Origin of the sequence: Phenylobacterium kunshanense (genome assembly GCF_003254525.1) — a bacterium.
GTDB classification, from domain to species: domain Bacteria; phylum Pseudomonadota; class Alphaproteobacteria; order Caulobacterales; family Caulobacteraceae; genus Phenylobacterium; species Phenylobacterium kunshanense.
The window spans coordinates 197,887-224,041 of sequence record NZ_QFYS01000002.1 but is presented as its reverse complement, the minus strand read 5'-3'; the positions used below and the strand labels follow the sequence as shown (position 1 = coordinate 224,041).

General features: G+C 70.0%; 23 protein-coding genes and 1 riboswitch. Of the genes, 15 read left to right on the top strand and 8 right to left on the bottom strand.

Translation table 11 applies throughout. The annotated features are described in order from the left end of the window. Positions 1 to 86 precede the first annotated feature (86 nt). Together DJ019_RS05385 and DJ019_RS05380 are read left to right on the top strand one after the other, a co-directional pair. On the top strand, positions 87 to 782 hold the full coding sequence (locus DJ019_RS05385) for a dienelactone hydrolase family protein (protein ID WP_111274970.1): 696 nt from the start codon (positions 87 to 89) through the stop codon (positions 780 to 782). Continuing rightward, positions 782 to 1,750 carry a quinone oxidoreductase family protein gene (locus DJ019_RS05380; protein WP_111274969.1) on the top strand — a complete coding sequence of 323 codons (969 nt, stop codon included), beginning with the start codon at positions 782 to 784 and terminating at the stop codon, positions 1,748 to 1,750. The genes DJ019_RS05385 and DJ019_RS05380 overlap by 1 nt, the downstream gene beginning before the upstream one ends. 335 nt (positions 1,751 to 2,085) lie before the next feature. Here DJ019_RS05380 and rho read toward each other — a convergent pair whose 3' ends face one another. The 4 genes from rho to hemE all read right to left on the bottom strand — a co-directional run bounded on the left by rho (position 2,086) and on the right by hemE (position 6,294). Continuing rightward, on the bottom strand, positions 2,086 to 3,519 hold the full coding sequence (rho, locus tag DJ019_RS05375) for a transcription termination factor Rho (protein WP_111274968.1): 1,434 nt from the start codon (positions 3,517 to 3,519) through the stop codon (positions 2,086 to 2,088). Positions 3,520 to 3,749: 230 nt separating this feature from the next. Beyond that, on the bottom strand, positions 3,750 to 4,226 hold the full coding sequence (locus tag DJ019_RS05370; protein WP_111274967.1) for a CopD family protein: 477 nt from the start codon (positions 4,224 to 4,226) through the stop codon (positions 3,750 to 3,752). Further along, on the bottom strand, positions 4,223 to 5,251 hold the full coding sequence (gene hemH, locus DJ019_RS05365; RefSeq protein WP_111274966.1) for a ferrochelatase: 1,029 nt from the start codon (positions 5,249 to 5,251) through the stop codon (positions 4,223 to 4,225). Before hemH ends, DJ019_RS05370 begins: the two co-directional genes overlap by 4 nt. Continuing rightward, positions 5,248 to 6,294 (bottom strand): uroporphyrinogen decarboxylase, encoded by a 1,047-nt coding sequence (gene hemE, locus DJ019_RS05360; protein ID WP_111274965.1) that lies wholly within the window; start codon positions 6,292 to 6,294, stop codon positions 5,248 to 5,250. The genes hemH and hemE overlap by 4 nt, the downstream gene beginning before the upstream one ends. A gap of 496 nt (positions 6,295 to 6,790) precedes the next feature. On the opposite strand from hemE, the gene DJ019_RS05355 reads away from it, so the two are divergent. From DJ019_RS05355 to dnaQ, 5 genes are all read left to right on the top strand, one after another. Beyond that, positions 6,791 to 7,645 carry a pyruvate, water dikinase regulatory protein gene (locus tag DJ019_RS05355; RefSeq protein WP_111274964.1) on the top strand — a complete coding sequence of 285 codons (855 nt, stop codon included), beginning with the start codon at positions 6,791 to 6,793 and terminating at the stop codon, positions 7,643 to 7,645. Further along, a complete protein-coding gene (locus tag DJ019_RS05350; RefSeq protein WP_111274963.1) occupies positions 7,642 to 8,232 on the top strand; it encodes a Maf family protein in 591 nt (196 codons plus the stop codon). The genes DJ019_RS05355 and DJ019_RS05350 overlap by 4 nt, the downstream gene beginning before the upstream one ends. Continuing rightward, complete coding sequence (aroE, locus tag DJ019_RS05345) at positions 8,229 to 9,074, top strand: shikimate dehydrogenase (protein WP_111274962.1); 846 nt, start codon at positions 8,229 to 8,231, stop codon at positions 9,072 to 9,074. The genes DJ019_RS05350 and aroE overlap by 4 nt, the downstream gene beginning before the upstream one ends. Beyond that, on the top strand, positions 9,071 to 9,667 hold the full coding sequence (gene coaE, locus DJ019_RS05340; protein WP_111274961.1) for a dephospho-CoA kinase: 597 nt from the start codon (positions 9,071 to 9,073) through the stop codon (positions 9,665 to 9,667). The genes aroE and coaE overlap by 4 nt, the downstream gene beginning before the upstream one ends. A 137-nt stretch (positions 9,668 to 9,804) precedes the next feature. Continuing rightward, the gene (dnaQ, locus tag DJ019_RS05335) at positions 9,805 to 10,509 is read left to right on the top strand and encodes a DNA polymerase III subunit epsilon (protein ID WP_111274960.1); all 705 of its coding nucleotides are present in this window, start codon (positions 9,805 to 9,807) and stop codon (positions 10,507 to 10,509) included. A gap of 43 nt (positions 10,510 to 10,552) precedes the next feature. Here dnaQ and secB read toward each other — a convergent pair whose 3' ends face one another. Then, positions 10,553 to 11,032 (bottom strand): protein-export chaperone SecB, encoded by a 480-nt coding sequence (gene secB / locus DJ019_RS05330; protein WP_111274959.1) that lies wholly within the window; start codon positions 11,030 to 11,032, stop codon positions 10,553 to 10,555. 157 nt (positions 11,033 to 11,189) lie between these two features. Between secB and timA the strand changes: the two genes are divergently transcribed. The 3 genes from timA to DJ019_RS05315 all read left to right on the top strand — a co-directional run bounded on the left by timA (position 11,190) and on the right by DJ019_RS05315 (position 13,456). After that, a complete protein-coding gene (gene timA / locus DJ019_RS05325) occupies positions 11,190 to 11,819 on the top strand; it encodes a TIM44-related membrane protein TimA (protein WP_240606379.1) in 630 nt (209 codons plus the stop codon). Between the two features lie 168 nt (positions 11,820 to 11,987). Next, on the top strand, positions 11,988 to 12,956 hold the full coding sequence (locus tag DJ019_RS05320) for an MltA domain-containing protein (protein ID WP_240606378.1): 969 nt from the start codon (positions 11,988 to 11,990) through the stop codon (positions 12,954 to 12,956). Beyond that, positions 12,953 to 13,456, top strand: a complete 504-nt coding sequence (locus tag DJ019_RS05315) for a Smr/MutS family protein (protein ID WP_111274956.1) — start codon at positions 12,953 to 12,955, stop codon at positions 13,454 to 13,456. Before DJ019_RS05320 ends, DJ019_RS05315 begins: the two co-directional genes overlap by 4 nt. Positions 13,457 to 13,459: 3 nt before the next feature. Here the strand turns inward: DJ019_RS05315 and DJ019_RS05310 are convergent, their stop codons facing one another. Next, the gene (locus tag DJ019_RS05310; protein ID WP_111274955.1) at positions 13,460 to 13,648 is read right to left on the bottom strand and encodes a DUF1674 domain-containing protein; all 189 of its coding nucleotides are present in this window, start codon (positions 13,646 to 13,648) and stop codon (positions 13,460 to 13,462) included. 53 nt (positions 13,649 to 13,701) lie between these two features. On the opposite strand from DJ019_RS05310, the gene DJ019_RS05305 reads away from it, so the two are divergent. From DJ019_RS05305 to purH, 4 genes are all read left to right on the top strand, one after another. After that, on the top strand, positions 13,702 to 14,988 hold the full coding sequence (locus DJ019_RS05305) for an RsmB/NOP family class I SAM-dependent RNA methyltransferase (RefSeq protein WP_111275481.1): 1,287 nt from the start codon (positions 13,702 to 13,704) through the stop codon (positions 14,986 to 14,988). A gap of 42 nt (positions 14,989 to 15,030) precedes the next feature. Further along, positions 15,031 to 15,690, top strand: a complete 660-nt coding sequence (gene rpe / locus DJ019_RS05300) for a ribulose-phosphate 3-epimerase (RefSeq protein WP_111274954.1) — start codon at positions 15,031 to 15,033, stop codon at positions 15,688 to 15,690. Between the two features lie 10 nt (positions 15,691 to 15,700). Continuing rightward, complete coding sequence (locus DJ019_RS05295; protein WP_111274953.1) at positions 15,701 to 17,383, top strand: heparinase II/III family protein; 1,683 nt, start codon at positions 15,701 to 15,703, stop codon at positions 17,381 to 17,383. A gap of 5 nt (positions 17,384 to 17,388) precedes the next feature. Continuing rightward, positions 17,389 to 17,471, top strand: a riboswitch (ZMP/ZTP riboswitch). 25 nt (positions 17,472 to 17,496) lie between these two features. Then, entirely contained in the window at positions 17,497 to 19,089 is a 1,593-nt protein-coding gene (gene purH, locus DJ019_RS05290) for a bifunctional phosphoribosylaminoimidazolecarboxamide formyltransferase/IMP cyclohydrolase (RefSeq protein WP_111274952.1), read from the top strand. A gap of 117 nt (positions 19,090 to 19,206) precedes the next feature. Here the strand turns inward: purH and DJ019_RS05285 are convergent, their stop codons facing one another. Further along, a complete protein-coding gene (locus DJ019_RS05285) occupies positions 19,207 to 19,599 on the bottom strand; it encodes a MerR family transcriptional regulator (protein ID WP_111274951.1) in 393 nt (130 codons plus the stop codon). 205 nt (positions 19,600 to 19,804) lie between these two features. Here DJ019_RS05285 and DJ019_RS05280 point away from each other — a divergent pair, with 205 nt between their 5' ends. Then, positions 19,805 to 21,217, top strand: coding sequence for a helix-turn-helix domain-containing protein (locus DJ019_RS05280; protein WP_111274950.1), 1,413 nt, complete (start codon positions 19,805 to 19,807; stop codon positions 21,215 to 21,217). Here the strand turns inward: DJ019_RS05280 and DJ019_RS05275 are convergent. Continuing rightward, positions 21,214 to 26,061 carry an NAD-glutamate dehydrogenase gene (locus DJ019_RS05275; protein ID WP_111274949.1) on the bottom strand — a complete coding sequence of 1,616 codons (4,848 nt, stop codon included), beginning with the start codon at positions 26,059 to 26,061 and terminating at the stop codon, positions 21,214 to 21,216. The two genes, DJ019_RS05280 and DJ019_RS05275, sit on opposite strands and share 4 nt — an antisense overlap. Positions 26,062 to 26,155: the final 94 nt, after the last annotated feature.

The following is a 26,155-nucleotide window of genomic DNA, read 5'->3' as shown; positions in this document are numbered from 1 at the left end:
CCTCTCTAAACTCGCCGCCCATATGGGCTTGCGCCGGGGTTTCGCGCTAGTACCCCGACCGAAGCATCCAACGAACGAGGACCAAGATGGGCGAGCGCATCAGCATTTCGACGCCGGACGGCGAGTTTTCCGCCTACGTGGCCCGGCCCGCGGCGGCCAAGGCCCCGGCCGTGGTGGTGATCCAGGAGATCTTCGGCGTGAACCAGGTGATGCGCGACATCACCGACGGTCTGGCGGCCCAGGGCTATCTGGCGATTTGTCCCGACCTGTTCTGGCGGATCGAGCCCGGCATCGACATCACCGACCAGTCCGAGGCCGAGTGGAAGAAAGCCTTCGAACTGTTCAACTCCTTCGACGTCGACGCCGGGGTGAAGGACATCCAGGCGACCATCAAGACGATCCGCGGCGATGCGGGCTGCAACGGCAAGGTGGGCGCCGTCGGCTTCTGCCTGGGTGGCCTGCTGGCCTACCTCACCGCCACCCGCACCGACGCCGATGCGGCGGTGTCCTACTACGGCGTCGGCATCGAGAACCGCGTCGCCGAAGCCGAGAAGCTGACCCGACCACTCCTCATGCACATCGCCTCCGAGGACCAGTTCGTGCCCAAGGCCGCACAGGCGGTCATCCTGCAGGCGCTGAAGGACCACCCGCAGGTCGAGATCCACGTCTATGAGGGCCGCGACCACGCCTTCGCCCGCGCGGGCGGGGAGCACTATCACGAGGCCGACGCGAAGCTCGCCGGCGGCCGCACCCTGCAGTTCTTCCAGCGGACGATCGGCTGATGCGCGCGGTCCGTTTCGAGAAGACCGGCGGCCCGGAGGTCCTGGAGCTGGTCGACGTCGATCTGCCCGAGCCCAAGCCCGGCCAGGTTCGCGTGCGCCACGAGGCGATCGGCATCAACTTCATCGACACCTACCACCGTACGGGCCTCTACCCGGTGAAGCTGCCCTGCACCCCCGGCGGCGAGGCGGCCGGGGTGGTGGAGGCGCTGGGCGAAGGCGTGACCAGGCTGAAGATTGGCGATCGCGTGGCCTATTCCGGTGGTTTCGGCGCCTATGCCGAGGCCAATGTGGTGGCGGCCGACCGGACCGTCCGCATCCCCGACGGCGTCGATAGCCGCACCGCGGCGGCGTCCCTGCTCAAGGGCATGACCGTCGAAGCCCTGCTCTGCCGCACCTATCCGGTCAAAGCAGGCGAGACCATCCTGGTCCATGCCGCAGCCGGCGGGGTCGGCCAGATCATGGTGCAGTGGGCCAAGGCCATCGGCGCGGAGGTCATCGCCACCGTCGGTTCTGAGGCGAAGGCGGCCAAGGCCAGGGAGTTGGGCGCCGACCATGTGATCCTCTACCGTGAGCAGGACGTGGCCGCCGAGGTCCGCCGTATCACGGGCGGCAAGGGCGTGCCGGTGGCCTATGACTCCGTCGGCAAGGAGACGTTCGAGGGTACGCTGGGGAGCCTGGCCCGTCGTGGCCTGTTCGTGACCTTCGGCAACGCCTCGGGCCCGGTCCCTCCGTTCGCGCCCGGCCGCCTGGCCCAAGGCGGCTCGCTCTACCTCACCCGCCCTACCTTGTTCGACTACATCGTCACGCCTGAGGAGCTGACGGCCAGCGCCGGCGCGCTCTTCGGGATGATCGGGTCTGGGAAGGTGAAAATCGAGATCGGTCAGACCTTTGCCCTGGCCGACGCGCGCCGGGCGCACGAGGCGCTGGAGGGCCGAAACACGGTCGGCGCAAGCCTGCTGATTCCCTGACGCAAAGCCATACCGGTGTTGGGATTGCAGTGTTTCACGTGAAACAGCGAAGCTCGTAATACCGGTATGGCTATGAGTCTTACTGTCGCAGGGGTCGGGCGAGCTCTTCACAGCCAGTGAGCCGCGAGCACGGCTCTCGCCGCGGGCCGCCAACGCTCGGCGTGGGGGCCGCATATCCCCCCGTTTCCGTCTGAACGCAACCCCCGCTGTCGCGCAGCGGGCCGTGCCTGTGATCGATCGCGCCTGTTAATTTCGCGACAGGGGCGATTTTCCAAACGAAAGGGGCCTGCGTCGCCGCAAGCCCCTGAAATATATCAGCCTTTCGTCGAACGCCGTCAGGTGTTCATCGACTGGAAGAAGTCGTCGTTGTTCTTGGACTGGCGCAGCTTGTCGAGCAGGAACTCGATCGCGTCCTGCGCGCCCATCGGCGAGAGGATCCGGCGCAGGATGTAGGTCTTCTGCAGGCTCGCCGGCGGCGTGATCAGCTCGTCCTTCCGGGTGCCCGACTTCAGAACGTCGATGGCCGGATAGATTCGCTTGTCGGCCACCTTCCGGTCGAGGACGATTTCCGAGTTACCGGTGCCCTTGAACTCTTCGAAGATCACTTCGTCCATCCGGCTGCCGGTATCGATCAGCGCGGTGGCGATGATGGTCAGCGAGCCGCCCTCCTCGATATTCCGCGCCGCGCCGAAGAAGCGCTTGGGACGCTGCAGGGCGTTGGCGTCGACGCCGCCGGTCAGCACCTTGCCCGAGGACGGCACGACGGTGTTGTAGGCGCGGCCGAGGCGGGTGACCGAGTCCAGCAGGATGACCACGTCGCGCTTGTGCTCGACCAGGCGCTTGGCCTTCTCGATCACCATCTCGGCCACCTGAACGTGGCGGGTCGCCGGCTCGTCGAAGGTCGAGGAGATCACCTCGCCCTTCACCGTGCGCTGCATGTCGGTGACTTCTTCCGGGCGCTCGTCGATCAGCAGGACGATGAGGTAGCACTCGGGGTGGTTCGTCTCGATCGACTTGGCGATGTTCTGCAGCATCACCGTCTTGCCGACCCGCGGAGGCGCGGTGATCAGGCAGCGCTGACCCTTGCCCAGCGGCGCCACGATGTCGATGACCCGGCCCGAGCGGTCCTTCAGCGTCGGATCGTCGATCTCCATCTTCAGCCGCTCGTTCGGATAGAGCGGCGTCAGGTTGTCGAACATCACCTTGTGGCGGACGTTCTCGGGCGCCTCGAAGTTGATCTGGCGGACATTGACCAGGGCGAAGTAGCGCTCGCCCTCCCTCGGGGCGCGCACGGCGCCGACCACAGTGTCGCCCGTGCGCAGGCCGAACTTCCGGATCTGCGAGGGGCTGACATAGACGTCGTCCGGACCTGGCAGGTAGTTGGCTTCGGGAGAGCGCAGGAAGCCGAAGCCGTCCTGCACCACTTCCAGCGTGCCCGAGCCCTCGATCTCTACTCCCTCTTCGGCGAGGGTCTTGAGGATCGCGAACATCATGTCCTGCTTGCGCATGGAGTTCGCGGATTCGACCTCCAGCTGCTCGGCGAAGGCCAGCAGGTCGGCGGGCGACTTGTCCTTCAGCTCCTGCAGGCTCATCCGGGTCAGGCCCATGGCGGCGATCGCCTTGGCGGCCTGGGACGGCTCTTCAGGCTCGTCGTCGCCGTCGGCCTCCGCGGCCGCGACCTGGTCTTCCGCTTCCGGCGCGGCGTCCGCCACTTCGGTTCCGAGCGTCTCGTCGGCGGGGGGAGCGTTGTCTTGCGTGTCGTCTTGCATTGTATTCACTTGGGTTTCGCGCCCACGGACGGAGTCCGAGTGCGGCGGTAAGTCGATATGGGCGCCGCGCGACCTGAGTCCGGGGGCCGATGTGGTTCGTCTGGGAGCCGGCTGGCGGCGCTATTCAGCGCGCGGCCGGAAAAAGGCGGGGCGCGCCGGAGACCGACGCGTACCCGCAGCGGAAACATATCCGCCGGGCAGGGTCAAGCACGGCGACCCGTCAGATCGGGTCAGCGCGCCCAGAACTGCAGCGTCACCGCCAACACGGCGACCACGGCGGCCAGGAATGGAAGCTCGTTGGTGGCGCGCCAGAACTTGGCGCTCTTCGGGCGCTGACCCGCCGCCAGCTTCTTGCGCGCCCCGGCGAGGAAGCCGTGCCAGCCCGACAGGAAGATCACCACGGCGAGCTTCAGGAGGATCCACGGCTGGCCAAGGAAGGCCCACCCCTGGCCCGCGGCATAGACGTGCCAGAGGATCAGGGTGACCCCAAGAAGCCAGGTGATCGTCATCGACGGGTTGATGATGATCCGGAGCAGCTTCTGCTCCCATACCTGGAAGTGCGCGTCGAACTCGCTGCCCGGCGGGGCGGTCTCGGTATGGTAGGCGTAGAGCCGGGGCAGGTACATCATCCCGCTCATCCACGCGATCACGGCGATGATGTGCAGCCCGCGCAGCAGATCGTAGCTCAGGAACTCCGGCCAGGTCATGCAGCTGCCTCCCTGCAGGCGCACTTGCCATGCTCCGCCCCACACAGCCAAGGCCCGAACGGCGCGGTGCGTTCGCGTTCCAGCGAATCCTGAACCGCGTCAGCCAAGGCCCCGACAAAGCTCGGCATGGTCCCGGGCGTGCGGGCGCGCAGATAGGGGCTGACCCCGGCCTCCTTCGCGAGCTCGGCGTACTCGTGGTCCAGCTCGACCAGGGTTTCCACGTGCTCGGAGACGAAGGCGATCGGGCAGATCATGACCCCTTTGCCGTCTTCGCCAGCTCGCCGGATTTCTGTCTCGGTGGAAGGCTCCAGCCACTTCAGCGGTCCGACCCGGCTCTGGAACGAGACCCGCCAGTCGCTGAACTCCGGAAGCCGTTGAGCCACCGCCGCAGCCGTCGCCTCGACCTGGGCGTGATAGGGATCGCCCGCATCGACCACCTTCTGCGGCAGGCCATGGGCCGAGAACAGCAGACGCAATGCCGGCGGCGATCCGGCCGCCTCCCAGGCCTTGCGGATCTGAGCGGCATGGGCGTCGGCAAGCCCCGCCGCCGTGGGATAGCAGCCGATGGCCCGAGTTCGGCCCGGCCCCCGATAGAGCCGGTTCCACTCCTTGAGCGAAGAGCCGGTCGTTGTCGTCGAATACTGGGGATAGAGCGGCAGCAGCACCACCTCGTCCGGGGCGAAGTTCGCCACCGCCCGCGCCGTCTCCGAGGTCAGCGGATGCCAGTAGCGCATGGCGATGAAGACGCGGATCTCCAAGTCGGGATCGCGGGCCTTGAGTTCGCTCTCCAGGGCGTTCGCCTGCGCCTGGGTCTCCTCCAGCAGCGGCGAGCGGCCGCCCATCATGGCGTAGTTGGCCTGGGCCAGCTTTTCCCGGCTTCGGGAGATGAAGGCCGCCAGCGGGTACCGGACGAACGCAGGCGCCCCGATGATCGCCGGATCCCGGAACAGGTTCTGCAAGAACGGCTGGACCGCCTGCAGACTGTCAGGCCCGCCAAGGTTGAACAGGACGACTGCGAGTTTCACGCTGCGACGGCCTTCGCCTTCTTGCCGGTGACCCGCTCGACGACGCGGGCGATATGCTGGACCGGCGTGTCGGGCATGACACCGTGGCCCAGGTTGAAGATGTAGGGTCCGCTTCCCCATTGCTCCAGGAGCTGGTCGACGCGGCTGTCCAGCGCCGGCCCGCCGGCCAGCAGCAACAGGTTGTCGAGCGCGCCCTGGATCGCCTTCCCGTCAGCCTGGATACGTCGGCCCAGAGCGGCGCTGGCCTGGGTGTCGAGCGCCACCGCCTGGACCGGCACGGCGCCGGCATAATTGTCCACCAGCGCCCCGGCGCTTCTGGGGAAGCCGATGAAGGGTGTGTCGACACCCGCGGCCCGGACCTTCTCCACGATCCGCGCATGCGGTCGGATCACGATCCGCTCGAACACGTCCTCGGCCAGGTTGTCGGCCCAGCTTTCGAACAGCTTCAGCGCCTGGGCGCCGGACCGAGCCTGCATCACGAGATACCTAGCCGTCGCCTCGACCAGCACGTCGAGCAGGCCGTCCAACTCCTCAGGATGCTCGTAGGCGTACCTGCGGGCCGCTTCGCGCTGGGACCCGCGGCCTTCCAGCATGTAGGTGGCGACCGTCCACGGAGCGCCGGCAAAGCCGATCAGGGCCCGCTCCGGCTCCAGTTCGGCCCGGACCCGCTCAAGCGTCTCGCCGATGTTGGCCAGCTTGGCGGTCGAGCCATCGATCGCGTCCTGAAGGTCGCCGATCGCCGGCAGAGCGCCCAGCCGTGGGCCCTCGCCCGCCTCGAACCACACGTCCTGACCGAGGGCGAGCGGGATCAGCAGGATGTCCGCAAAGACGATCGCCGCGTCCATCGGGAAGCGGCGCATGGGCTGGAGCGTGGCCTCGGCCGCCATCTCAGGATCGAAGCAGAAGGCGATGAAGTCCTTCGCTCGTGACCGAAGCTCCCGGTACTCAGGCAGCGATCGGCCTGCCTGACGCATGAACCAAACGGGGGGCCGGTCCAGGGTCTCGCCGGACAGGACGCGAAGCAGGCGGGGCGTCTCGCTCATGGAACGCTTAAAGCCTGCCCCGACGCAGGGCTCAAGGCTCGCTTCGCCCAGTCCTTCTTCCTTTCATTCTTAAGAGTCTTGAAGAAGGCGATGGAAGGAGAAGCAGGGCCTGTCGGCGGCGTGGAAAACCTTGACGATCCTTTGACTGTCCGCCGGTTCTCCCCAGGCTATCCCAAGGACCTCCGGCGCGTTTTCCCGGCCTGTGAGTTGCGGGGGCGATCGCCAAGCCCCCGGATCGCGTTAAGGAATTCTTAGTAAACGGAAGGAAAACGGCGGACGTCTCGCCGGCCATACCTGGCCATCCCAGCCCTGTGCGCACGATGACGCCCCATGGCCTGAGCCTGGGGGTTAATGAGGCGTTAACGCTGGGTTTCGTCCCCGCGTTCCCACGCCCGCGGTCTCGGCGCCTTCCGCGGCGGCGTCTATCCCCATCCGCGTTCAGCTTCGCTAAGAGAAGAGTCACCGAACTGTCCCCAGGTCTTTTTGCGGAGTCCCCTTGCCTCACTCCCAGCCGCCCCGGCTCGCGACCTACTTCCACATCCACCTGGTGTCGGACTCGACGGGCGAGACGCTGAACGCCATGGCGCGCGCGGTGTGCGCCAGGTTCGAGAACGTCCTGCCCATCGAGCACATCTACGCCCTGGTCCGCTCGCAGCGGCAGCTCGACCGGGCCCTGGGCGACATCGAGGAAGCCCCCGGCATCGTCCTGCACACCATCGTCGACGAGAAGCTGCGCGCGGCGCTCGAGGAGGGGTGCCGGCGCATGGACATGCCCTGCCTGCCGGCGTTGGATCCCTTGGTCAGCGCCATGCAGCGCTACCTGGGCGCCGCCATGACCAGCCGCGTGGGCGCGCACCTGCGGCTGGACAACGACTATTTCAACCGGATGGACGCCCTGAACTACGCCATCGGCCACGACGACGGCCAGGGCGGGCAGGACCTGGACCAGGCCGACGTCGTCCTGCTGGGCGTATCCCGCACCAGCAAGACCCCGACCTGCATCTATCTCGCCCACCGGGGCGTGCGCGCGGCCAATGTCCCGCTGGTGCCCGGCCGGCCCCTGCCGGAGAAACTGTTCCAGCTCAGGAACACCCTCGTCGTCGGCCTGTTGATCTCGCCCGACAGGCTGATCCAGATCCGGCGGAACCGGCTGCTGAGCCTGAAGGAGAACCGGGACACCAGCTACACCGACCAGGAGGCGGTCCGCGAGGAGATCATCGCCGCGCGCCGCCTTTATGAGCGCCACGGCTGGCCGACCATCGACGTGACCCGCCGGTCGGTGGAGGAAACGGCGGCCGCTGTCCTGAATCTTCTCCACAAGGGCCACGGCCAGGTGGAGGTGCTGGGATGAGCATCATTCTGGCTTCCAAGAGCGCCGCCCGCCGCGCGGTGCTGGACGGCGCGGCCGTGCCCTACGAAGTGCTGGTGGCCGGCGTCGACGAAGACGCCGTGAAGACCGGACTGCTGGCGGAGGGTGCGACGCCGCGCGACGTGGCGGACGCCCTGGCCGAGTTGAAGGCGCTGAAGGTGTCGCGCGGCCGAGCGGACTTCGTCATCGGCGCCGACCAGACGCTGGATCTGGATGGCCAGCTCTATGACAAGGCGCCGGACCTCGACGCCGCGCGCGAACGACTCAGGATCCTTCGGGGCAAGACCCACAAGCTGCATTCGGCGGTGGTGGTGGCCAAGGACGGCGGGCCGATCTGGCGCGAGGTGGTCACCGCCCGCCTGACGATGCGCGACTTCTCGGACGATTTCCTGGAGGACTATCTGAAGGTCGAGGGCGCGGCGTCGCTGGGGTCGGTCGGCTGCTATCGCCTGGAAGGGCCCGGGGCCCAGCTCTTCTCGAAGATAGAAGGGGATTACTTCGCCATCCTCGGCCTGCCGCTTATGGGCCTGCTCGACCTCTTCCGTCGCCACGGCGTGTTGGCGTCATGATCAGCGGAAAGACCGTCGTCGCCGGCGTCGTGGGGCGGCCCGTGACCCACTCTCTGTCGCCGCTGATCCACAACGCCTGGCTGGCCGCCGCCGGAATCGACGGGGTCTATGTGCCCTTCACGCCCGACGCCTTCGGCTTCGATCGGCTGGTGAGCGGATTCCGCGGCGGCGCGATCCGTGGCCTCAATGTGACGATCCCGTTCAAGGAGGCGGCGCTGGCCGCCTGTGACGAGGCCACGACGTTGGCCCGCCGCGCCGGCGCGGCGAACGTCCTGGTCTTCGATCAGAACGGCAAGGTGCTGGCCGACAACACGGACGGCCAGGGTCTGCTCGGGGCTTTCGCCGTCCAGGCGCCAGGCTGGGACGTCCGCAACGGGCCGGTCACGGTGATCGGCGCGGGCGGCGCGGCGCGGGGCGCGGTGGCGGCCTTGTTGGAGGCCGGCGCGCCCAAGGTCTGGCTGCTGAACCGGACCCTCGCCAAGGCCGACGCGATCGCCCGGGATCTTGGTCCCAAGGTGGCGCCGCTGCCGCTGAGCCATGGGGCCAGCGCCATGCAGCAGACGACCGCGGTGATCAACGCCACGTCGGCGGGGCTGGCCGGCGCCGGCGAACTCCAGGTCCCGCTCGATCTCACCCACGAGAGTACGGTGGTGATGGACATGGTCTACAAGCCGCTGGAGACCCCCTTCCTCGCCCAGGCCCGCAGCCTCGGCCGGCCCACGGTGGACGGATTGGAAATGCTGATCCAGCAGGCCATTCCCTCGTTCCAACACTTCTTCGGGCAGGCGCCGCCGACCGGCGTGGACGCCAGAGCCCTGGCGCTGGAGGCGCTGAACGCATGAAGGTCATCGGCCTCACCGGCTCCATCGGCATGGGCAAGTCGACGACAGCGTCGATGTTCCGCGAGGCGGGCATCCCGGTCTACGACGCCGACGCGGCGGTCCACGACCTCTACGACGAAGGTGGGGCGGCGGTGGGACCGGTCGGCGAGGCGTTTCCCGGCGTGGTCAAGGACGGGCGGATCGACCGCGAAGAGCTCCGCCAGCGTGTGCTGGGCAAGCCGGAGGAGCTGAAGCGGCTGAACGCCATCGTCCATCCGCTGGTGGGGCAGGACCGGATCGGCTTCTTCGAGGGCGCCCGGCAGGCCGGGGCCGACATGGTGGTGCTGGACGTGCCGCTGCTGTTCGAGACCGGCGGCCACGCCAACGTCCACGCCGTAGTGGTCGTCTCGGCCCCCCCCGAGATGCAGCGTGAGCGGGTGTTGGCGCGACCGGGCATGACCCCCGACCGGCTGGACGCCATACTCGAGCAGCAGATGGCCGACGCAGAGAAGCGTGCCCGCGCACACTATGTGGTCGATACCGGTCGCGGCCTGGACGCCGCTCGGAAACAGGTGGCCGCCATCATCGCCGACCTGCGGACGAACCAGGAATAAACCACAGGAAACGCGGGCCGGCACAGAAGGGCGAGCCGAATAACCTCCTGTGTTTTCAATGTATTCCGTGGTTTCGGGATTCAGCCTGCGGCGCTTCGGCGGTTGAGGATCGCCGCGAAGCGGGGCATGGATTGGGCATGGCGCGTGAGATCGTTCTCGATACCGAAACCACCGGCTTCGACCCGAAGACCGGGGACCGGCTGGTGGAACTGGCGGCGCTCGAGATCGAGAGTTTCGTCCCGACCGGCCGCAGCTTCCACGTCTACATAGACCCCTGCCGCGACATGCCGGCCGAGGCCGAGAAGGTGCATGGCCTGTCGGCGGCGTTCCTGAAGGGCAAGCCGCGCTTCGAGCATCCGGAGGTGGTCGAGGCGTTCCTGGAATTCGTCGGCGACGCGCCGATCATCGCCCACAACGCCGCCTTCGACCGCGGCTTCGTGAACTGGGAACTGGCCAACATCCAGCGGGAGGAGATCCCCGAGCACCGCTGGATCGACACCCTGGCCCTGGCCAAGCAGCGCTTTCCGGGCATGCACAACTCGCTCGACGCGCTCTGTAAGCGCTTCAAGATCTCGCTCAGCGAGCGCGAAAAGCACGGGGCGCTGATCGACGCCAAGCTGCTGGCCGCGGTCTATCTGGAGCTGAAGGGTGGCCGGGAACGGCGCCTGGAACTGTCGTCGGCGGCGATGGTCGAGGCGGTCGCGGTCGCCGCCCGGGTCGAATACGGCCAGAGACCCAGGCCCCTGGCCCCCCGCTCCACCGAGGAGGAGCGTGCGATCCACGCCGCCTTCATCCGCGAGAAGGTGAAGGGCGAGGATCTCTGGGCGAAATTCGGGCTCTGAACCCTGGAGCGGGCCGGCGCAGAGACCGGCCGCCCTACCCCTGTCAGGCGTGGCCGACCTGGGGGTCGGACTGGGCCTTGCGCGCCGCGTAGACGCCGGCGAAGTCGATCGGGTCGAGCAGGAACGGCGGGAAGCCGCCTTCCGAGGTCACCTCGGCGATGATCCGGCGGGCGAACGGGAAGAGGTAGCGCGGGCACTCGATGAGCAGCACCGGCTCCATCTCCTCGGCCGGCACGCCGCTGATGGCGAAGACGCCGCCGTACAGAAGCTCGACGTGGAACAGCGGTCCGTCGGTGCGCTGGGCGCGGGCCGAGAGCTTCAGGTCCACCTCGAACAGGCCGTCCTCGCGGCCGCGGGCGTTCATCTCGACGCCGAGATCGATCTGCGGCTGGTCCTGGCTGGGACGCAGGGCGTCGGGCGCTCGCGGGTTCTCCATCGAAAGATCGCGGATGAACTGGGCCAGGATTCGGATGCCGGGTTCCTGCGCCTGCGGCGCGCCCGCGCCAACGTCGGTGTCGGTCATGATCGGGTGAAGGTTCTCAATCTGGGGCGCGGCGATCGCACCTGTCCGGGGGCTGCGGCTAACATGGGCCCCACTGTGATGCAACGTCGCCCCTGACGCGGGCGTTCCCCGGGATTATATAGGACTGTCAGTCGTAATCTGTTCTAGATAGCCAGCCTTGTCCGAAAGCCCGCAATTGCTCGAACTGATCATCTTCGCCGGCCTCGCCGCCATCGTGCTGTACCAGCTCTACACCGTGCTGGGCCGGCGGGTGGGCCGCCAGCCGGAGGATCGCCCGGCCGCCGAGGTCGCGGGCCCGGCCGCGCGCCCGCTCGACCGGATGGCCGAGCCCGCGGACGACGGGGTGGAGCTGACCGGCCTGGCCGCCGTGAAGGCCCAGGATCCCAGCTTCGACATGAACCGTTTCCTGGGCGGCGCGAAATCCGCCTACGAGATGGTCGTCAAGGCCTTCGCCGATGGCGACAAGAAGACGCTCGGCAATCTGCTGGCGCCCCAGGTGCTGGAAAGCTTCGAGGCTGCGATCGACCAGCGGGCGGCCGAGGGCCGGACCGAGACGGTGGAGTTCCTGCACGCGCCGCGCGCCGACGTGGAAAAGGCCGAGGTGGTTTCGGGCGATCTCGCCCGCCTGACCGTGCGGTTCCTGGCCGAGTTCCGCAGCCGCAGCCGGGGTCCGGAAGGCGAAGCCGTGGATGACCGCCGCACCGCCGAGCTGTGGACTTTCGAGCGCCGGCTGAAGAGCCGCGATCCCAACTGGACTCTGGTCCACGTCGACGCCGCCGAGGCGTAGCGACCGTTGCGGGGGGCGAGTGTCGCGGCCCGGTGGGCGGGCCTGACCCTGGCCGTCCTGAGCGTGGCTGCTTGCGCCACGCCCTCCGAACACGGACCGCCGCCGCCCGGTTTTCCCCAGCCGGAGGCCCCGCCTCCGCGTCCTGCCCCGCCCGAACCCCCTCGGCGGATGCCCGTGGCCGAGCTGCCGGGCTGGGCCTCTGACGATCTCGACGCCGCTTTCGCCGCCTGGAAGGCGACCTGCCACGTGGCGAAGGCGCCCGCCACCGCCGAACTGTGCGCGAGGGCGCGGGCCGTGCGGGAAACCGGCTCAGGAGTCGGCCGGGCGTTCCTCGAAGCGTTCTTCGAGGCCGAAGCCGCCCCGGGGGAAGGCGTGCTGACCGCCTACTTCGCGCCGATCTACCCCGCCCGTCGCAGCCCAGACGCCGAGTTCAGCGCGCCCGTGCGCCCCAGGCCGGCCGATCTGCGCGTCGAGAACGGCGCCGTCCTGAGGGTTCTCGCCAACGGCGCCGCCGAGCCCTACCCAGAACGCGCCGCGATCGAGGCCCAGGCCGCCGAGGCGCCGCTCGCCTGGATGCGGCCGGAGGAGCTGTTCTTCCTGCAGGTCCAGGGTTCCGGCCTGCTGGTGTTCGAGGATGGCCGGCGGATGAAGGCGCTCTATGCCGCCCACAACGGCCGACCGTTCGTGGGTATCGCGAACCCGATGCGCGATCGCGGCCTGCTGCCCGGGAACAACACCTCGGGGGATGCGATCCGCCAATGGCTGGCGGCGAACCGCGGCCCCGCGGCGGACGAGATCATGCGGCTGAACCCGCGCTACGCCTTTTTCCGCCTGGCCCCGGACGACAGCCGTCCGCCGGTGGGGGCCGCCAATGTTCCGCTGCCTGCGGGCCGCGCGATCGCCGTTGATCCGGCGTTCCACGCCTATGGAGAGCTGGCGTGGATCGATGGCCAGGCGCCGCTGCTGGCGGGCGCGTTCCCGAGCTATCGTCGGCTTGTCGCGACGCTGGACACCGGCGGGGCGATCCGCGGCGAGGTGCGGGCCGACCTGTACCTGGGCGAAGGCGAGGCCGCAGGCGTGGAAGCTGGCCGGGTCCGCCACACGCTGCGACTCTGGCGCCTGGTTCCAAAACCGTGAAACGGCCGCTCAAACCCGAGGAGCTGAGGATCTGGGGCCTGGTGGCCGGCACCGTCCATCCGCTGCCCGGGCGCAACACCCCGAAGGCGGCCCGGCCCCAGACCCTGGACGCGCCGGCCCGGATCGAGCCGAAGCGCGCCGCCGAGGTGGCGCAGGCCCTCCGCGATGGGGTGGACCCCATCGAGCCAAACCGGCGCCGGCGGATCAGTCGCGAGCGCGAGGAGATCGGCGCCCGCATCGACCTGCACGGCCTTACCCAGGAGCGCGCGTTGGCCGCCCTGGAGTCGTTCCTGCGGAGGTCGTGGGACGAGGGCTATCGCGCCGTGCTGGTGATCACAGGCAAGGGCGTGCAGGGGGATGGAATCCTGCGCAGGCGCGTGCCGGAGTGGCTGGGCGCGCCGCACCTGTCGACCATCGTGGCGGGCATCTCGGAAGCACACAAACACCACGGCGGCGCAGGCGCGCTCTATGTCGCGCTCAAGCGGAAGCCGCGCAGCTAGCAGCTAGAAGTCGACGGCGATGCCCTTGCGCTCCCAATCGCCGAAGCGGGTGGGCTCGGGACCCTTGGGTCCGCCGTTCTCCGGGGGCAGGGACTCGGCGTCGCGGCGGCGGGCCTCGGCCTCCTCCAGGGCGCGGCGGGCGGCGGGGCTGAGGTCCTTGCCGGGGGCGGCGTTCGGCGGGTTCTCGTCCATGGCGACGATGTAGGCCCTTGCGCGCCGGCCTCCAAGCGGGCACGCCCCGCGGCGTGAGCGAAACCGACGACATCCGCGGCCTGCCGGCCCGCGCCGCCGCCCTCGACCTCCTGACCACGGCCCTGTCGCGCCGGGCGGGATTGGACGAGGGCCTGAGCCACCCCGCCATGGCGGCCCTTGAGCCCCGCGACCGCGCCTTTGCCCGCGCGCTGGTCATGGCGACCCTGCGGTGGCTGGGGCCGATCGACACCGCGCTGCAGTCCCGGCTGAAGAAGCCGCCGCCCGAGCGGATCGTGAACGTGCTGCGTCTGGGCGCGGCCCAGCTGCTGGTGCTGAAGACCCCGGCCCACGCCGCCGTCGGCGCCACCGTCGACCTCTGCGCCGCGCAGAAGGGCGGGGAGTCCTTCAAGGGCCTGGTGAACGCCGTCCTGCGCGGGCTGACGCGCGAGCCGCCGGACCTGGCCGACCCCAGCCTGATGGCGCCCACCTGGCTCGCCGCCCGGTGGCGCTCCGCCTATGGCGCGGCCGACGCCGACGCCATTGCGGCCCTGGTCGGCGAGGAGCCGGCCACGGACATCACTCTGCAGGACCCCGCCGACGCCGCCGAGCTGGCCGTGCCCCTGGAGGCGGCGCCCCTGCCGGGCGGCGGCCTGCGCGTGGGACTGAAGGGCGAGGTATCGACCTGGCCCGGGTTCGCGGACGGCCGGTGGTGGGTGCAGGACGCCTCGGCCGCCGTGCCCGCGCGCCTGCTGGAGGTCCAGAAGGGCCAGGCGGCGCTCGACCTCTGCGCCGCGCCGGGCGGCAAGACGCTGCAGATGGCCGCGGCGGGCGCCAAGGTCACCGCCGTGGACCGCTCCGCCGGTCGCATCAAGCGGGTATCGGAGAACCTCAAGCGCACGGGCCTGGGCGCGGAGGTGGTAGTGGCCGACGCGGCGGACTGGTCCGACGGTCGCACGTTCGACGCGGTGTTGCTGGATGCGCCCTGTTCCGCCACCGGCACACTCCGCCGCCACCCCGATGTGCTGTGGGTGGCCAGTCCCGCCGACGTGCCGAAGCTGGCGGCGGTGCAGAGCCGCCTCCTGGATTCGGCCGCGCGTCGGACGAAACCGGGCGGCCGCCTGGTCTACTGCGTCTGCTCCCTGGAGCCCGAGGAAGGCGAGGGCCAGGTCGCCGCGTTCCTGGCGCGGAACAAGGCTTTCCGGCTGGAGCCGATGACCCCGGGCGAAGGCGGCGCGCCCGAGGCCAGCCTTCGCGCGGACGGGACGCTCCGAATCCTGCCCCACCACCGCCCCGGCGGCACGGACGGGTTCTATGTGGCCCGGATGCGCCGCGACGGGTGAGCGACGTCTGGCCGTAGGGGCCGCATCACGGTAAGCGAAGGCATGGCCAAGCCTGTGATCATCGCCCCGTCCATCCTCGCGTCCGACTTCGCGAAGTTGGGAGAAGAGGTGCGCGCCATCGAGGCGGCCGGCGCCGACTGGGTCCATGTGGACGTCATGGACGGCCACTTCGTGCCGAACATCACCATCGGGCCGGACGTGGTGAAGGCCCTGCGCCCGCACGCGAAGATCCCCTTCGACGTCCACCTGATGATCGCCCCGGCCGACCCGTACATCGAGGCGTTCGTGGCGGCGGGCGCTGACTATGTCAGCGTGCACCCGGAGGCGGGTCCCCACCTGAACCGCACCCTGAAGCAGATCCGCAAGCTCGGCGCGAAGGCGGGCGTGGTGTTCAACCCCTCCACCGATCCGTCGGTCATCCAGTGGATGATGGACGAGGTCGACCTGATCCTCGTGATGTCGATCAACCCGGGCTTCGGCGGCCAGACCTTCATGCATTCGCAGCTCAGGAAGATCGAAGCCCTGAGGAAAATGATCGACGCGGAGGGTCGCGACATCCCGCTGGAAGTCGACGGCGGGGTCACGCCCGAGACCGCGCCGCTCTGCATCGCGGCCGGCGCGACCGCCCTGGTGGCCGGAACCGCGGTGTTCCGCGGCGGGCCCGAGCGCTACGCCGCCAACATCGCCGCCTTGAGGGGCTGAGCGGCGGGCCGTGGCCGGGCTCCGCGCGCCTCGCCTTCCGGGACGCCACCTGGCCCTGGCGCTCGTCGCCGGCGCCGGGCAGGCCGTGCAGGAAGAGTGGCGGGCGTCGCCGACCTGGCGGTGGGCCGCCGCCCGGCCGCGACCGGACGGCTTCGGCATACAGGCGCGAGATTTCCGTCCCGTGGATCCCGAGGCGGGCCGGGCGATCATGGCCGGCGCCTTCGTGCTGGCGGGGCAGACCCTGGCCGTGGGGATCCGCGGCGACCCGTGGGACCGGCCCAGCCCCAGCCGCCCCTTCGCCGAGGCGCTGCATCGTTTCGAATGGCTGCCGTCCCTGATCGCCACCGGACCCGACGGCGCGGCGGAAGCTCTGCGGCTGACGCTGGAATGGCGGCGACTGTTCGGCCGCTGGAACGCCTTTGCCTGGTCGCCCGCGGTGATGGCGCGGCGGGTCTTCAACCTTGCCTGCGCGGGCCCGGCCCTGGCGGCGCGTGCGTCCGACGCCGAGACCGCCCGGATCGCCGCGGACCTGGCGCGGCAGGCGCGGGACCTGCTGGCGGCCGGCGGCGCCGAAGACGCCGTGGAGCGGTGCGTCTGTGCGGCGGTGGCCGGAGCGGCGCTGCGCGGGCCGCCGGGTCGGAAGCTGCTGGACAAGGCCCTGGCGCGGCTTCCGCGCGCACTGGCCGCCACCGTTGGCGCGGACGGCGGTCACGCCACGCGGCGGCCGGACCTGGCGCTGGAGCTGCTGTTCGACCTGCAGACCCTGGACGAGGCCATGGTCCAGCGCGGGATGGCTGCGCCTGAGGGGGTGCAGCGGGCGATCGACCGGCTGGCCGGGGCGGTGCGGTTCTTCACCCTCGCCGACGGGTCGCTGGCGACCTTCCATGGCGGCGGCGCGCGGACGGCGCCTTACGTGGCCGCGGCGCGAGCCCAGGACGAGGCCGGCGACCGCCCTCTCCCCAGTCAGCTCGGCGGCTACGAGCGGCTGGACGCGCCCGGCCTGCAGATGGTGGCCGATGTGGCCGCGCCGCCGGCGGGGGTCTGGAGCCGGAGCGCCAGCGCCCACCCGCTCGCGGTCCAGGTGCTGGCCGGCGGGCGCCGGCTGATCGACGCCGGCGCTGGTCGGCTGATCCGCGACGGCGCCACGATGGACGTTGGCGAGCGGGGCGTCGGCGAGGTGCTGGCGGGCCATGTGGCGAAGAGCCTTGGACCGCGCCTGGTCGACAGCGATATCTTTGTCGAGGCCCAGCGGCACGAGGCGGCCGGCGCCCTCTGGCTGGACCTGGCGCACCAGGGCTGGATGCCCCGGCACGGGCTGGTGCATCAGCGACGGCTCTACCTCGATACCGAGGCCGGGGAATTGCGCGGCGAGGATCGATTGACCCCGACGGCCCGGGCGCAAGGGCCCGATGGACGGCATTTCGTCCCCTACGCCCTGCGGTTTCCGCTGCACCCCGGCGTGCAGGCCATGGTCTCGCAGGACAAGCGCAGCGTGCTCCTTCGCCTGCCTGGCCCGGGAGCGGGCTGGATCCTGCGGAACGACGTGCTGGACTTCTCCCTGGAGACCCTGACGCCGGGTCCCGGCCTCCTGCTCGTGCTGCGCGGGCAGCGGCGGGCGGACTCCGGCGCCAGGGTGCGGTGGAAGCTCGCGCCCGCGCGGCAGGGCGTTGACGGGCCGAAGGCGCAGGCGTAGTGCGGCGGCGTCCGCGTGACTGGCGACTTGAGGTGGGCGACCACCGGGGAGCGCGGGCCCCATAACGCCGCGCGCCTGGGCATTTTTCCCTTGTGACTTCAGAGGAGAATGCCGTGCCCGCAGCACCCGACTTCCCACCCGCCCCCGATAAGGTCCTCGTCCGCCGCGCCCTGCTGTCGGTTTCGGACAAGACGGGCCTGGTCGACGCCGCCCGCAAGCTGGCCGACCTGGGCGTCGAGCTGGTCTCCACCGGCGGCACCCGCAAGGCGATCGCCGACGCCGGCCTGCCGGTAAAGGACATCTCGGAGCTGACCGGGTTCCCCGAGATGATGGACGGGCGCGTGAAGACGCTGCATCCGATCGTCCACGGCGGCCTGCTGGGCGTGCGTGACGCGCCCGAGCACAAGGCGGCCATGGAGGCCCACGGCATCGGCGCCATCGACCTCGTCTATGTGAACCTCTACCCGTTCGAGGCCACTGTGGCCGCTGGCGGCGACTACGAGACCTGCGTCGAGAACATCGACATCGGCGGGCCGGCGATGATCCGTTCGGCCGCCAAGAACCACGGCTATGTCGCCATCTGCACCGAGCCCTCCGACATGGCCGAGGTGCTGGGCGAGCTCGCGGACGGCGGGGCCACCACGCTGGCGCTCCGCAAGTCGCTGGCGGCGCGGGCCTATGCCCGCACGGCGGCCTACGACGCGGCGATCTCGGGCTGGTTCGCCGCGCAGCTCGGCGACGAGGCGCCCCGCCGCAAGGCGTTCGCCGGCGAGCTGGTCCAGACCATGCGTTACGGCGAGAATCCGCACCAGGCCGCGGCCTTCTACCGCTTCCCCAACCCGCGGGTCGGTGTGGCGACGGCCCGTCAGCTCCAGGGCAAGGAGCTGAGCTACAACAACATCAACGACACCGACGCGGCGTTCGAGCTGATCGCCGAGTTCGACCCGGCGAACGGCCCGGCCTGCGCCATCATCAAGCACGCCAATCCCTGCGGCGTGGCGACCGGCGCCTCGCTACGGGAAGCCTATGAACGGGCCCTGGCGTGCGACCCCACCAGCGCGTTCGGCGGCATCGTGGCGCTGAACTCGAAGCTGGACGCGGCGACCGCCGAGAAGGTGCTGGAGATCTTCACCGAGGTGGTGATCGCCCCCGACGCCGACGAGGACGCCGTCGCCCTGTTCCGCAAGAAGAAGAACGTCCGCCTGCTGACCACCGGCGGCCTGCCCGACCCGACCGCGGCCAGCGACACCTTCCGCTCGGTGGCGGGGGGCTTCCTGGTTCAAGGTCGGGACACCGCGCGCCTGACGTCGGCGGACCTGAAGGTGGTGACGAAGCGTGCGCCGACCGAGGCCGAGGTGCGCGACATGCTGTTCGCCTTCACCATCGCCAAGCACGTGAAGTCCAACGCCATCGTCTACGCGCGGGAAGGCCAGACCCTGGGCGTCGGCGCCGGCCAGATGAACCGCAAGGACTCCGCCCGCATCGCCGCGTTGCGCGCCGCGGACTTCGGCCTGGATCTCAAGGGCTCGGCCTGCGCGTCGGAAGCGTTCTTCCCGTTCCCCGACGGATTGATCCAGGCGGCGGATGCCGGCTGCACCGCCGTGATCCAGCCCGGCGGCTCGATCGGTGACGACAAGGTGATCGCGGCGGCGGACGAGCGCGGCCTCGCCATGGTGTTCACGGGGGTGCGGGTCTTCCGGCACTGAGGCCGGAGACCTTTCCCACGATCGAGGGTCAGAAACGAAAAGGACGCCAAAGGGCCCGGCCCCTTGGCGTCCTTGTCGTCTTGTCGACCCATTGCCGGCGCAGCGCGCCGGTTTGGCTCAGGCGCGGCCCAGGCGGCGGGCGGCCCCGTCGCTGCGCGGGGCCTGCAGCTCGGCCAGCACTTCGTTCAGGCGGCCCAGCTCGGCGGTGAGCTGTTCGCGGCGACGCTCCAGCTTGGCCGTGGCGCAGGCATGGCCCTGGCCGCCATCGTCCTCGGCGTTCAGGACATCCTCGATGTCGGGCAGCGAGACGCCAGCCTTGCGCAGGCGGGCGATCCATTCCAGCCGACCGCGGGCGACGGGGTCGTAGTAGCGGGCGTTCAGACGGTCACGACGAGCCTCGACGAGGCCCTTTTCCTCATAGAAGCGCAGGGCGCGGGCCGTGAGGCCGAAGAGGCGCATGGCGCCGGCCATGCCGAGGCGGGGCAGGTGGTGGATGTTCTCGCGGGTCATGTTTCCGTCCGAAGGCGATGGAGCGACACCGGCGAAACCGGCGGCGAGCTGGAGCGCTTCTTTACAGGTCCGCAAAACCCCGCTGACCTGTGGGGTGACGCCCTTGAGCTCGCGAGGCGGGAGTACGCCCTTGTCGCCTTCGGATTTCAAATGACTTCGTGCGAAGACTTGACGGCGAGCCCAGGCTGGTTTGTGAAATTGTGAAATGCGCTACAAGCTCTTCGTCGGCCCCAAGGTGCGTCAGTTGCGAAGCCGCAGAGGCTGGCGGCTGGAGGCCTGCGCCCAGAAGCTGGGGATCTCGGTCAGCTACCTGTCGCAGATCGAGGCCAACCAGCGGCCGGTGACCGACCGGGTCCTCATGGGCCTGATCCAGACGTTCGGCGTGCCCGCCGAGACCTTCGAGGCGGATAACGACCAGCGCTTGATCGCCGACCTGCGCGAAGCCGTGGCCGAGAGCGGCGCGGGCGAAGATCCCATCCCCCTCAGCGAGTTGCGCCAGGTGGCCCTGCAGCCGCCGGCCCTGGCGCGGCGGTTCCTGGATCTCCATCGCGCCAACCACCGGCTGGGCGAACGGCTGAAGCTGACGGAGGAAGCCGTGGCTCTGGACGAGGCGACGGCCGCCTCGTCGCTGCTGCCCTACGAGGAGGTCCGCGACTTCTTCCACTTCAAGGACAACTACATCGACAGCCTGGACCGCGCGGCCGAGGAGCTGGCGCAGGAGATCGGCCTGGACGCCCCCGCCTCGGCCGACATGCTGCTCGAGATGTACCTGCGCGAGCGGCTGGGCGTGCGCGTCCGCTATGCGCCCATGGACGACGTCATGCGCCGCTACGACCCCACGGCGCACGAACTCTGGCTCAACTCGTCCCAGCCGGCCGCCACGCGCGCGTTCCAGATGGCGTTCCACCTGGCGGTGGCCAACCTGTCGGACGTCATCGAGGACGAGCTGGCCGAGGCGCGCTTCAAGAGCCCGGAGGCGGTGGATGTCTGCCGCGTGGGCCTCGGCAACTTCGCCGCCGGCGCCCTGCTGATGCCCTACCGGCGCTTCGCCGCCGAAGCCAAGGCCCGCCGGCACGACGTCGAGCAGCTCGCCGCCCACTTCGGGGTCAGCCTGGAGCAGGTGTGCCACCGGCTCTCGACGCTCCAGCGCCCTGGCCACCGGGGCGTGCCGTTCTACTTCGTGCGGCTGGACTACGCGGGCAACATCACCAAGCGGCACAGCGCCACCCGCTTCCGCTTCGCGCGTTTCGGCGGCGCCTGCCCGTTGTGGAACGTCCACGACGCCGTGGCCTCGCCCGACCGTTTCCTGGTGCAGATCGCGTCCATGCCGGATGGGGTGCGCTACCTCTGCGTGGCGCGCGCGGCCGTGAAGCGGTCCGAGTCGTACCTGGCCCCCGACCGGCGCTACGTCCTGGGTTTCGGCTGCGAGATCGAGCACGCCCACGAGCTCGTCTACTCGCAGGGCCTGGACCTCAAGGGGCCCGCCTCGCCGATCGGCGTCTCGTGCCGCATCTGCGAGCGCGACGACTGCGCGCAGCGCGCCTTCCCCCCGGTGGACCGGCGGCTCAACGTGCCGAAGCATGAGCGCCGCACGGTGCCGTTCCGGCTGGGACCCTAAGCTCGGCGCTTCCGGCCGCTCGCCGCCTCGGCGGCCAGTTCGCGCAGGGCGGCGTTGGCGATGGTGAGCTTGGCGAAGGTCCAGGCGCCGCCGCCGTGCTCGATCTCCTCCACCGTCCGGGTCGCCGCGCGCGCCAGGTCGGGCCTCAGGGCCGCCCAGGCGGACACCGCGGCGGCGGCCGAGGCGCCGTCGTCCCCCGCCTGCGATCCGCCGGCGAATGTCATGATCGCTCGGGTGAGCTGGGCCTGTTCGGCGACCAGGTCCTCGATCAGGCGGCGAAGGGCCGTCCGCTCGAAGATGTCGCCGGCCCTGAATTCGCCGGCCGCCGCCCGCAGGCGGTCGAAGGCGAACGCCGCGCCGGTGGCGTAGTAGAGCCGCGCCACATTGGGCAGGGACCAGCTCGACGCCTCGGCGAGGTCCACCAGGTCGGCGGCGTTGGTCAGCGGGCTCAGCACGCCGACGGTCCAGGCCCGGTCGGCGGGCGCGCCAGCCTGGACCAGCTTGTCGACACCTGCCTGGACGTAGCCCCTCTCCGCCGCCGATAGGATGTCGGGCAGCAGGCGCCGAAGGTTCTTGAAGCCGGGCGAATAGCGGCCGGCCAGCTCGTCCACGGAAAGCCCCTCGCGACCCGCCCGGCGGGCGAGCCAGAAGGTGGCGCCCCGCAGCGCGCCGGCCAGCCGGCGGAAGAGCTGCATCTGCGCGCTGGCCGGGATCTTGAGATCCAGGGCCTCGACCTCCGCCCAGAGGGCCTCGAAGTCCAGCGCCTGCTTGGCCGCTTCGTAGCCGGCCGTCAGGGCCACCACGTCGCAGCCGGCCGAGGCCATGGCCCGGCTGGGGAAGCTGGGCCCACAGCGGTTGACCATGTCGTTGGCGATCACCGTGGCGATGATGTCCCGCCGCAGCCGGTGAGCCTTGATGGACTCCTTCCAGGGCTTGCGGATCGGCTTGGGGAAGTAGGTCTCCAGCCGCTGCTCGAAGAAGGGGTCGTCCGGCGCCTCGCTGGCGACGATCTCGCGTTTCAGTTCCAGCTTGCCGTAGGCCAGCAGGACGGCCAGTTCGGGCCGGGTGAGGCCCCGGCCGGCCGCCAGGCGCTCGGAAATCGCCAGGGCGTCCGGCAGGCCCTCAACGGCGCGATCCAGGCGACCCTTGTGCTCGAGGTCGCTCATGAACCGCGCGTGCGGCTCCAGCTCGCCGGCCGAGTCCATCTCGAGCAGCGAGAGCGCCAGGGTCTGATCGTAGTTGTGGGCCAGGACGTGAGCGGCCACCTCGTCGACCATGGACCGCAGGATGGTGTCGCGCTTCTTGCGGGTCAGCTCACCCTGCCGTTCGAGCATCCCGGAGGCGATCTTGATGTTCACCTCGTGGTCCGAGGAGTCGACGCCCGCGGAGTTGTCGATGGCGTCGGTGTTCACCCGCCCGCCGCCTTGCGCGAACTCGATGCGACCGGCCTGGGTCAGGCCCAGGTTGGCGCCCTCGCCCACCACCTTCACCCGCAGGTCGGCGCCGTTGACGCGCACCGCATCATTGGCCTTGTCGCCGGCGTCGGCGTGGGTCTCGGCCTTCGCCTTCACATAGGTGCCGATGCCGCCCAGGTAGAGCAGCTCCGCCGGGGCCTTGAGGATGAGGTTGATCACCTCGGTCGGCGAGAGGCTCTCGGCCTCGGTCCCGAGGAAGGCCCGGACCTCGGGCGTCAGCGGGATCGACTTCAGGGAGCGGGCGAAGACGCCGCCGCCCTTGCTGATCTTCTTCTTGTCGTAGTCGTCCCAGGACGAGCGCGGCAGGGCGAACATGCGCTCGCGTTCCGCATAGCTCTTCGCCGGATCCGGGTCGGGATCGAGGAAGATGTGGCGATGGTCGAACGCGGCCTGCAGCCGGATCTGCCGCGACAGCAGCATGCCGTTGCCGAACACGTCGCCCGACATGTCGCCGCAGCCGACGACGGTGAAGGGCTCGGACTGGATGTCCTTGCCCAGTTCCCGGAAGTGGCGCTTCACCGCCTCCCAGGCGCCGCGGGCCGTGATGCCCATGACCTTGTGGTCGTATCCCGCCGAGCCGCCCGACGCGAACGCGTCGCCCAGCCAGAAGCCGTAGGACTCGGCCACGCCGTTGGCGATGTCCGAGAACGTGGCCGTCCCCTTGTCTGCCGCCACCACCAGATAGGGATCGTCGCCGTCGTGCGCGATCACGGCCTCGGGCCGGATCACCTTGCCCCGGGCGTCCAGGTTGTCGGTCAGGTCCAGCAGGCCGAACAGGAAGGTCTTGTAGGCGGCGATCGCCTCGGTGCGGATCGCCTCGGGCGAGCCGCCCTTCGGGAGCTGTTTCGGATAGAAGCCGCCCTTGGACCCGACGGGCACGATGACCGCGTTCTTCACCTGCTGGGCTTTCACCAGCCCCAGGACCTCGGTGCGGAAGTCGTCCCGCCGGTCCGACCACCGCAGGCCGCCGCGCGCCACCGGGCCGAAGCGCAGGTGCACACCCTCGACCTGGGTCGACCACACGAAGATCTCGCGGTGAGGCTTCGGCGCGGGCAGGTCGGCGAGCTCGCCGCTGGCCACCTTGAACGAGATGTAGGGCTTTTGGGTCCCTTCCGGCGTACGCTGGTAGAAGTTGGTCCGCTGGACCGCGCCGACCAGCAGCGCGAGCCGCCGCAGCACGCGGTCGTCGTCCAGGCTCTCCACCGCCTGCAGCGCCTCGACGATCTCGGCCATCACCGCGGCCGCCTGGCTCTTGCGCGCTTCGACGTCGGCGTTGATCGCGGGGTCGAACTTGATGCGGAAGAGGTCGAGGATCAGCCGGGTCACGCCCGGATGGGCGGTCAGCGCCTGCTCCTGCACCCGCTGCGACGGATCCAGGCCCGACTGCTGACGGTAGCGGGCCAGCGCCCGGACCAGGGCCGCCTCGCGCCAGGAGATGGACAGCTCCAGCACCAGACGGTTGAACCCGTCGTTCTCTGTGCGGCCGGTCCAGACCGCGACGACGGCGTCCTCGAAGGTCTCCTTGACCTCGGCGAAGACGAGATTGGCGCCGCGCGGGTCCTGGATCTCGAAGTCGTGGACCCACACCGGATCGCGGCCCTCGGGCGTCACGCGGAAGCCGGCTTCGGCCATGGCCTTCAGGCCCATATTCTCCAGGATCGGCAGCACGTCGGCCAGCGGGGCCGGCTCGCCCCGGCGGTACAGCTTGAAGCGGAACTCCAGCGGCCCGTCCGTCGCCTTGCGATAGGCCCGGGCGCAGATCGCCCGGTCGGGGCCGAAGCCCTCGATGACGGCGACGTCCTCCAGCGCCTCGGCGGCGTCAAAGCGATCTCGGTAGCCGGCAGGAAAGGCGTCGCGATAGCGCGCCACGGTCTCGCCCACGGTCTCCGGGTCCACCGCGCCCGCCCGCACGGCGGCGTCGAAGCGATCCTCCCAGGTGCGCGCGGCCTCGGCGATCTCGGCCTCGACCTTCCTCAGGTCGGGCGTCAGGTGCTTGCCGGGCGTGAAGCCGATGATGAAGTGCACCCGCGCCAGGGGCGTGTCGTTGAAGCTGGGGTAGTATGCCGACAGCCGCCCTCCGTAGGCGGCGGTCAGGATGTCGCCCGCCTTCTTCCGGAGGTCGGAGTCGTACCGGTCGCGCGGCACGAACAGCAGCACCGAGGCGAAGCGATCGAAGGGATCCTTGCGCTCGAACAGCCGCACGCGCGGCCGATCCGAGAGGTGCAGGATGCCGAGCGCCATATCGAGCAACTCGTTCTCGCTGACCTGGAAGAGCTCGTCGCGCGGATGGTTCTCGACGATGTTCTTGAGGCGCTTCTCGTTGTAGCTGCCGGGCGCCGCGCCCGCCCTGGCCATGACCCGGGCCACCTTCTCGCGAACGAGCGGCACGGCGCTGGCGGGCTGGTCGTAGGCGTCGGCGGTGAACAGCCCGACGAAACGCATCTCACCCGACGGCCGGCCGTCCGCGCCGTAGCGCTTGACCCCCACGTAGTCCATGTAGCCCCGTCGGTGGACGCGGCTCTTCACGTTCGACTTGGCGATGGTGAGGGCCGGGTCGCGGACGATCCGGTCCTTCATGGCGCCCATCAGCACAGCCGGCTCGTTGGCGCGGCGCAGCACCGTGCGGTCCGGATCGCGCAGGACGCCGAGGCCGTCCGTCGGCTGGTACAGCGGCTCCTCGGCCGCGTAGTCGCCGTTCTTCAGCCGCGGGTACTCGTAGGCCCTGGCCCCCAGGAAGACGAAGTGCTGGGCGTGCAGCCACCTGAGGAACTCGATCTCGTCGGGCCTCGCCTTGCCGGACGCCTCGAGCTCCTCGACCGTGCGGCCCATCAGCTCGAGCATGGCAGGGAAATCGTCCACCGCGGCGCGAACGTCGGCCAGGGTGTCCTTCACGCCCTCGACGAGCGCCTTCTCGCGGTCGGCCCCGATGGGCTCGAGCATCACCTCGATCATCGACTCGCGGCGGGCTGTCCCCCCCTCGGTGCGATAGCCGGCGCGGTCGCGCGGGACCTCCACGACCGGGTGGAACATGGCCCGGACAGACAGTCCCTGGTCGGCGATCTCCCCCATGACGCTGTCGACCAGGAAGGGCGCGTCGTCCTGCACGATTTCCAGCCGGTCGAGCGGTCCTCCTTCGGCGGCGACGATGCGGACCTGCGGCCCGCGGCCCCGGCGGCGCTCGGCGAAGCGCCAGAAGTCGGCCAGGTTGCGGGCAAGATCCGCCGTGGACAGCTCGGGAAGTTCGTCCGGCTGGGCGTCCGCGGCCGCCTGGGCGGCAAAGGCCTTCGCGGCGACCTGGGCGGTGTCGGCCTGCAGCTCGGCGACGAGGGCGCGGGCCAGGGCGGAGCTGGCGCGGGGCTTGCGGCTCATCGGGAGGCCTCCCCGAATGCGAGGACGCCGCCGGAGGAGAGTGTCCGGCGGCGTTTGGCTCCGCCGTGGGGGATCGGCGGAACTCGGGGTGCTC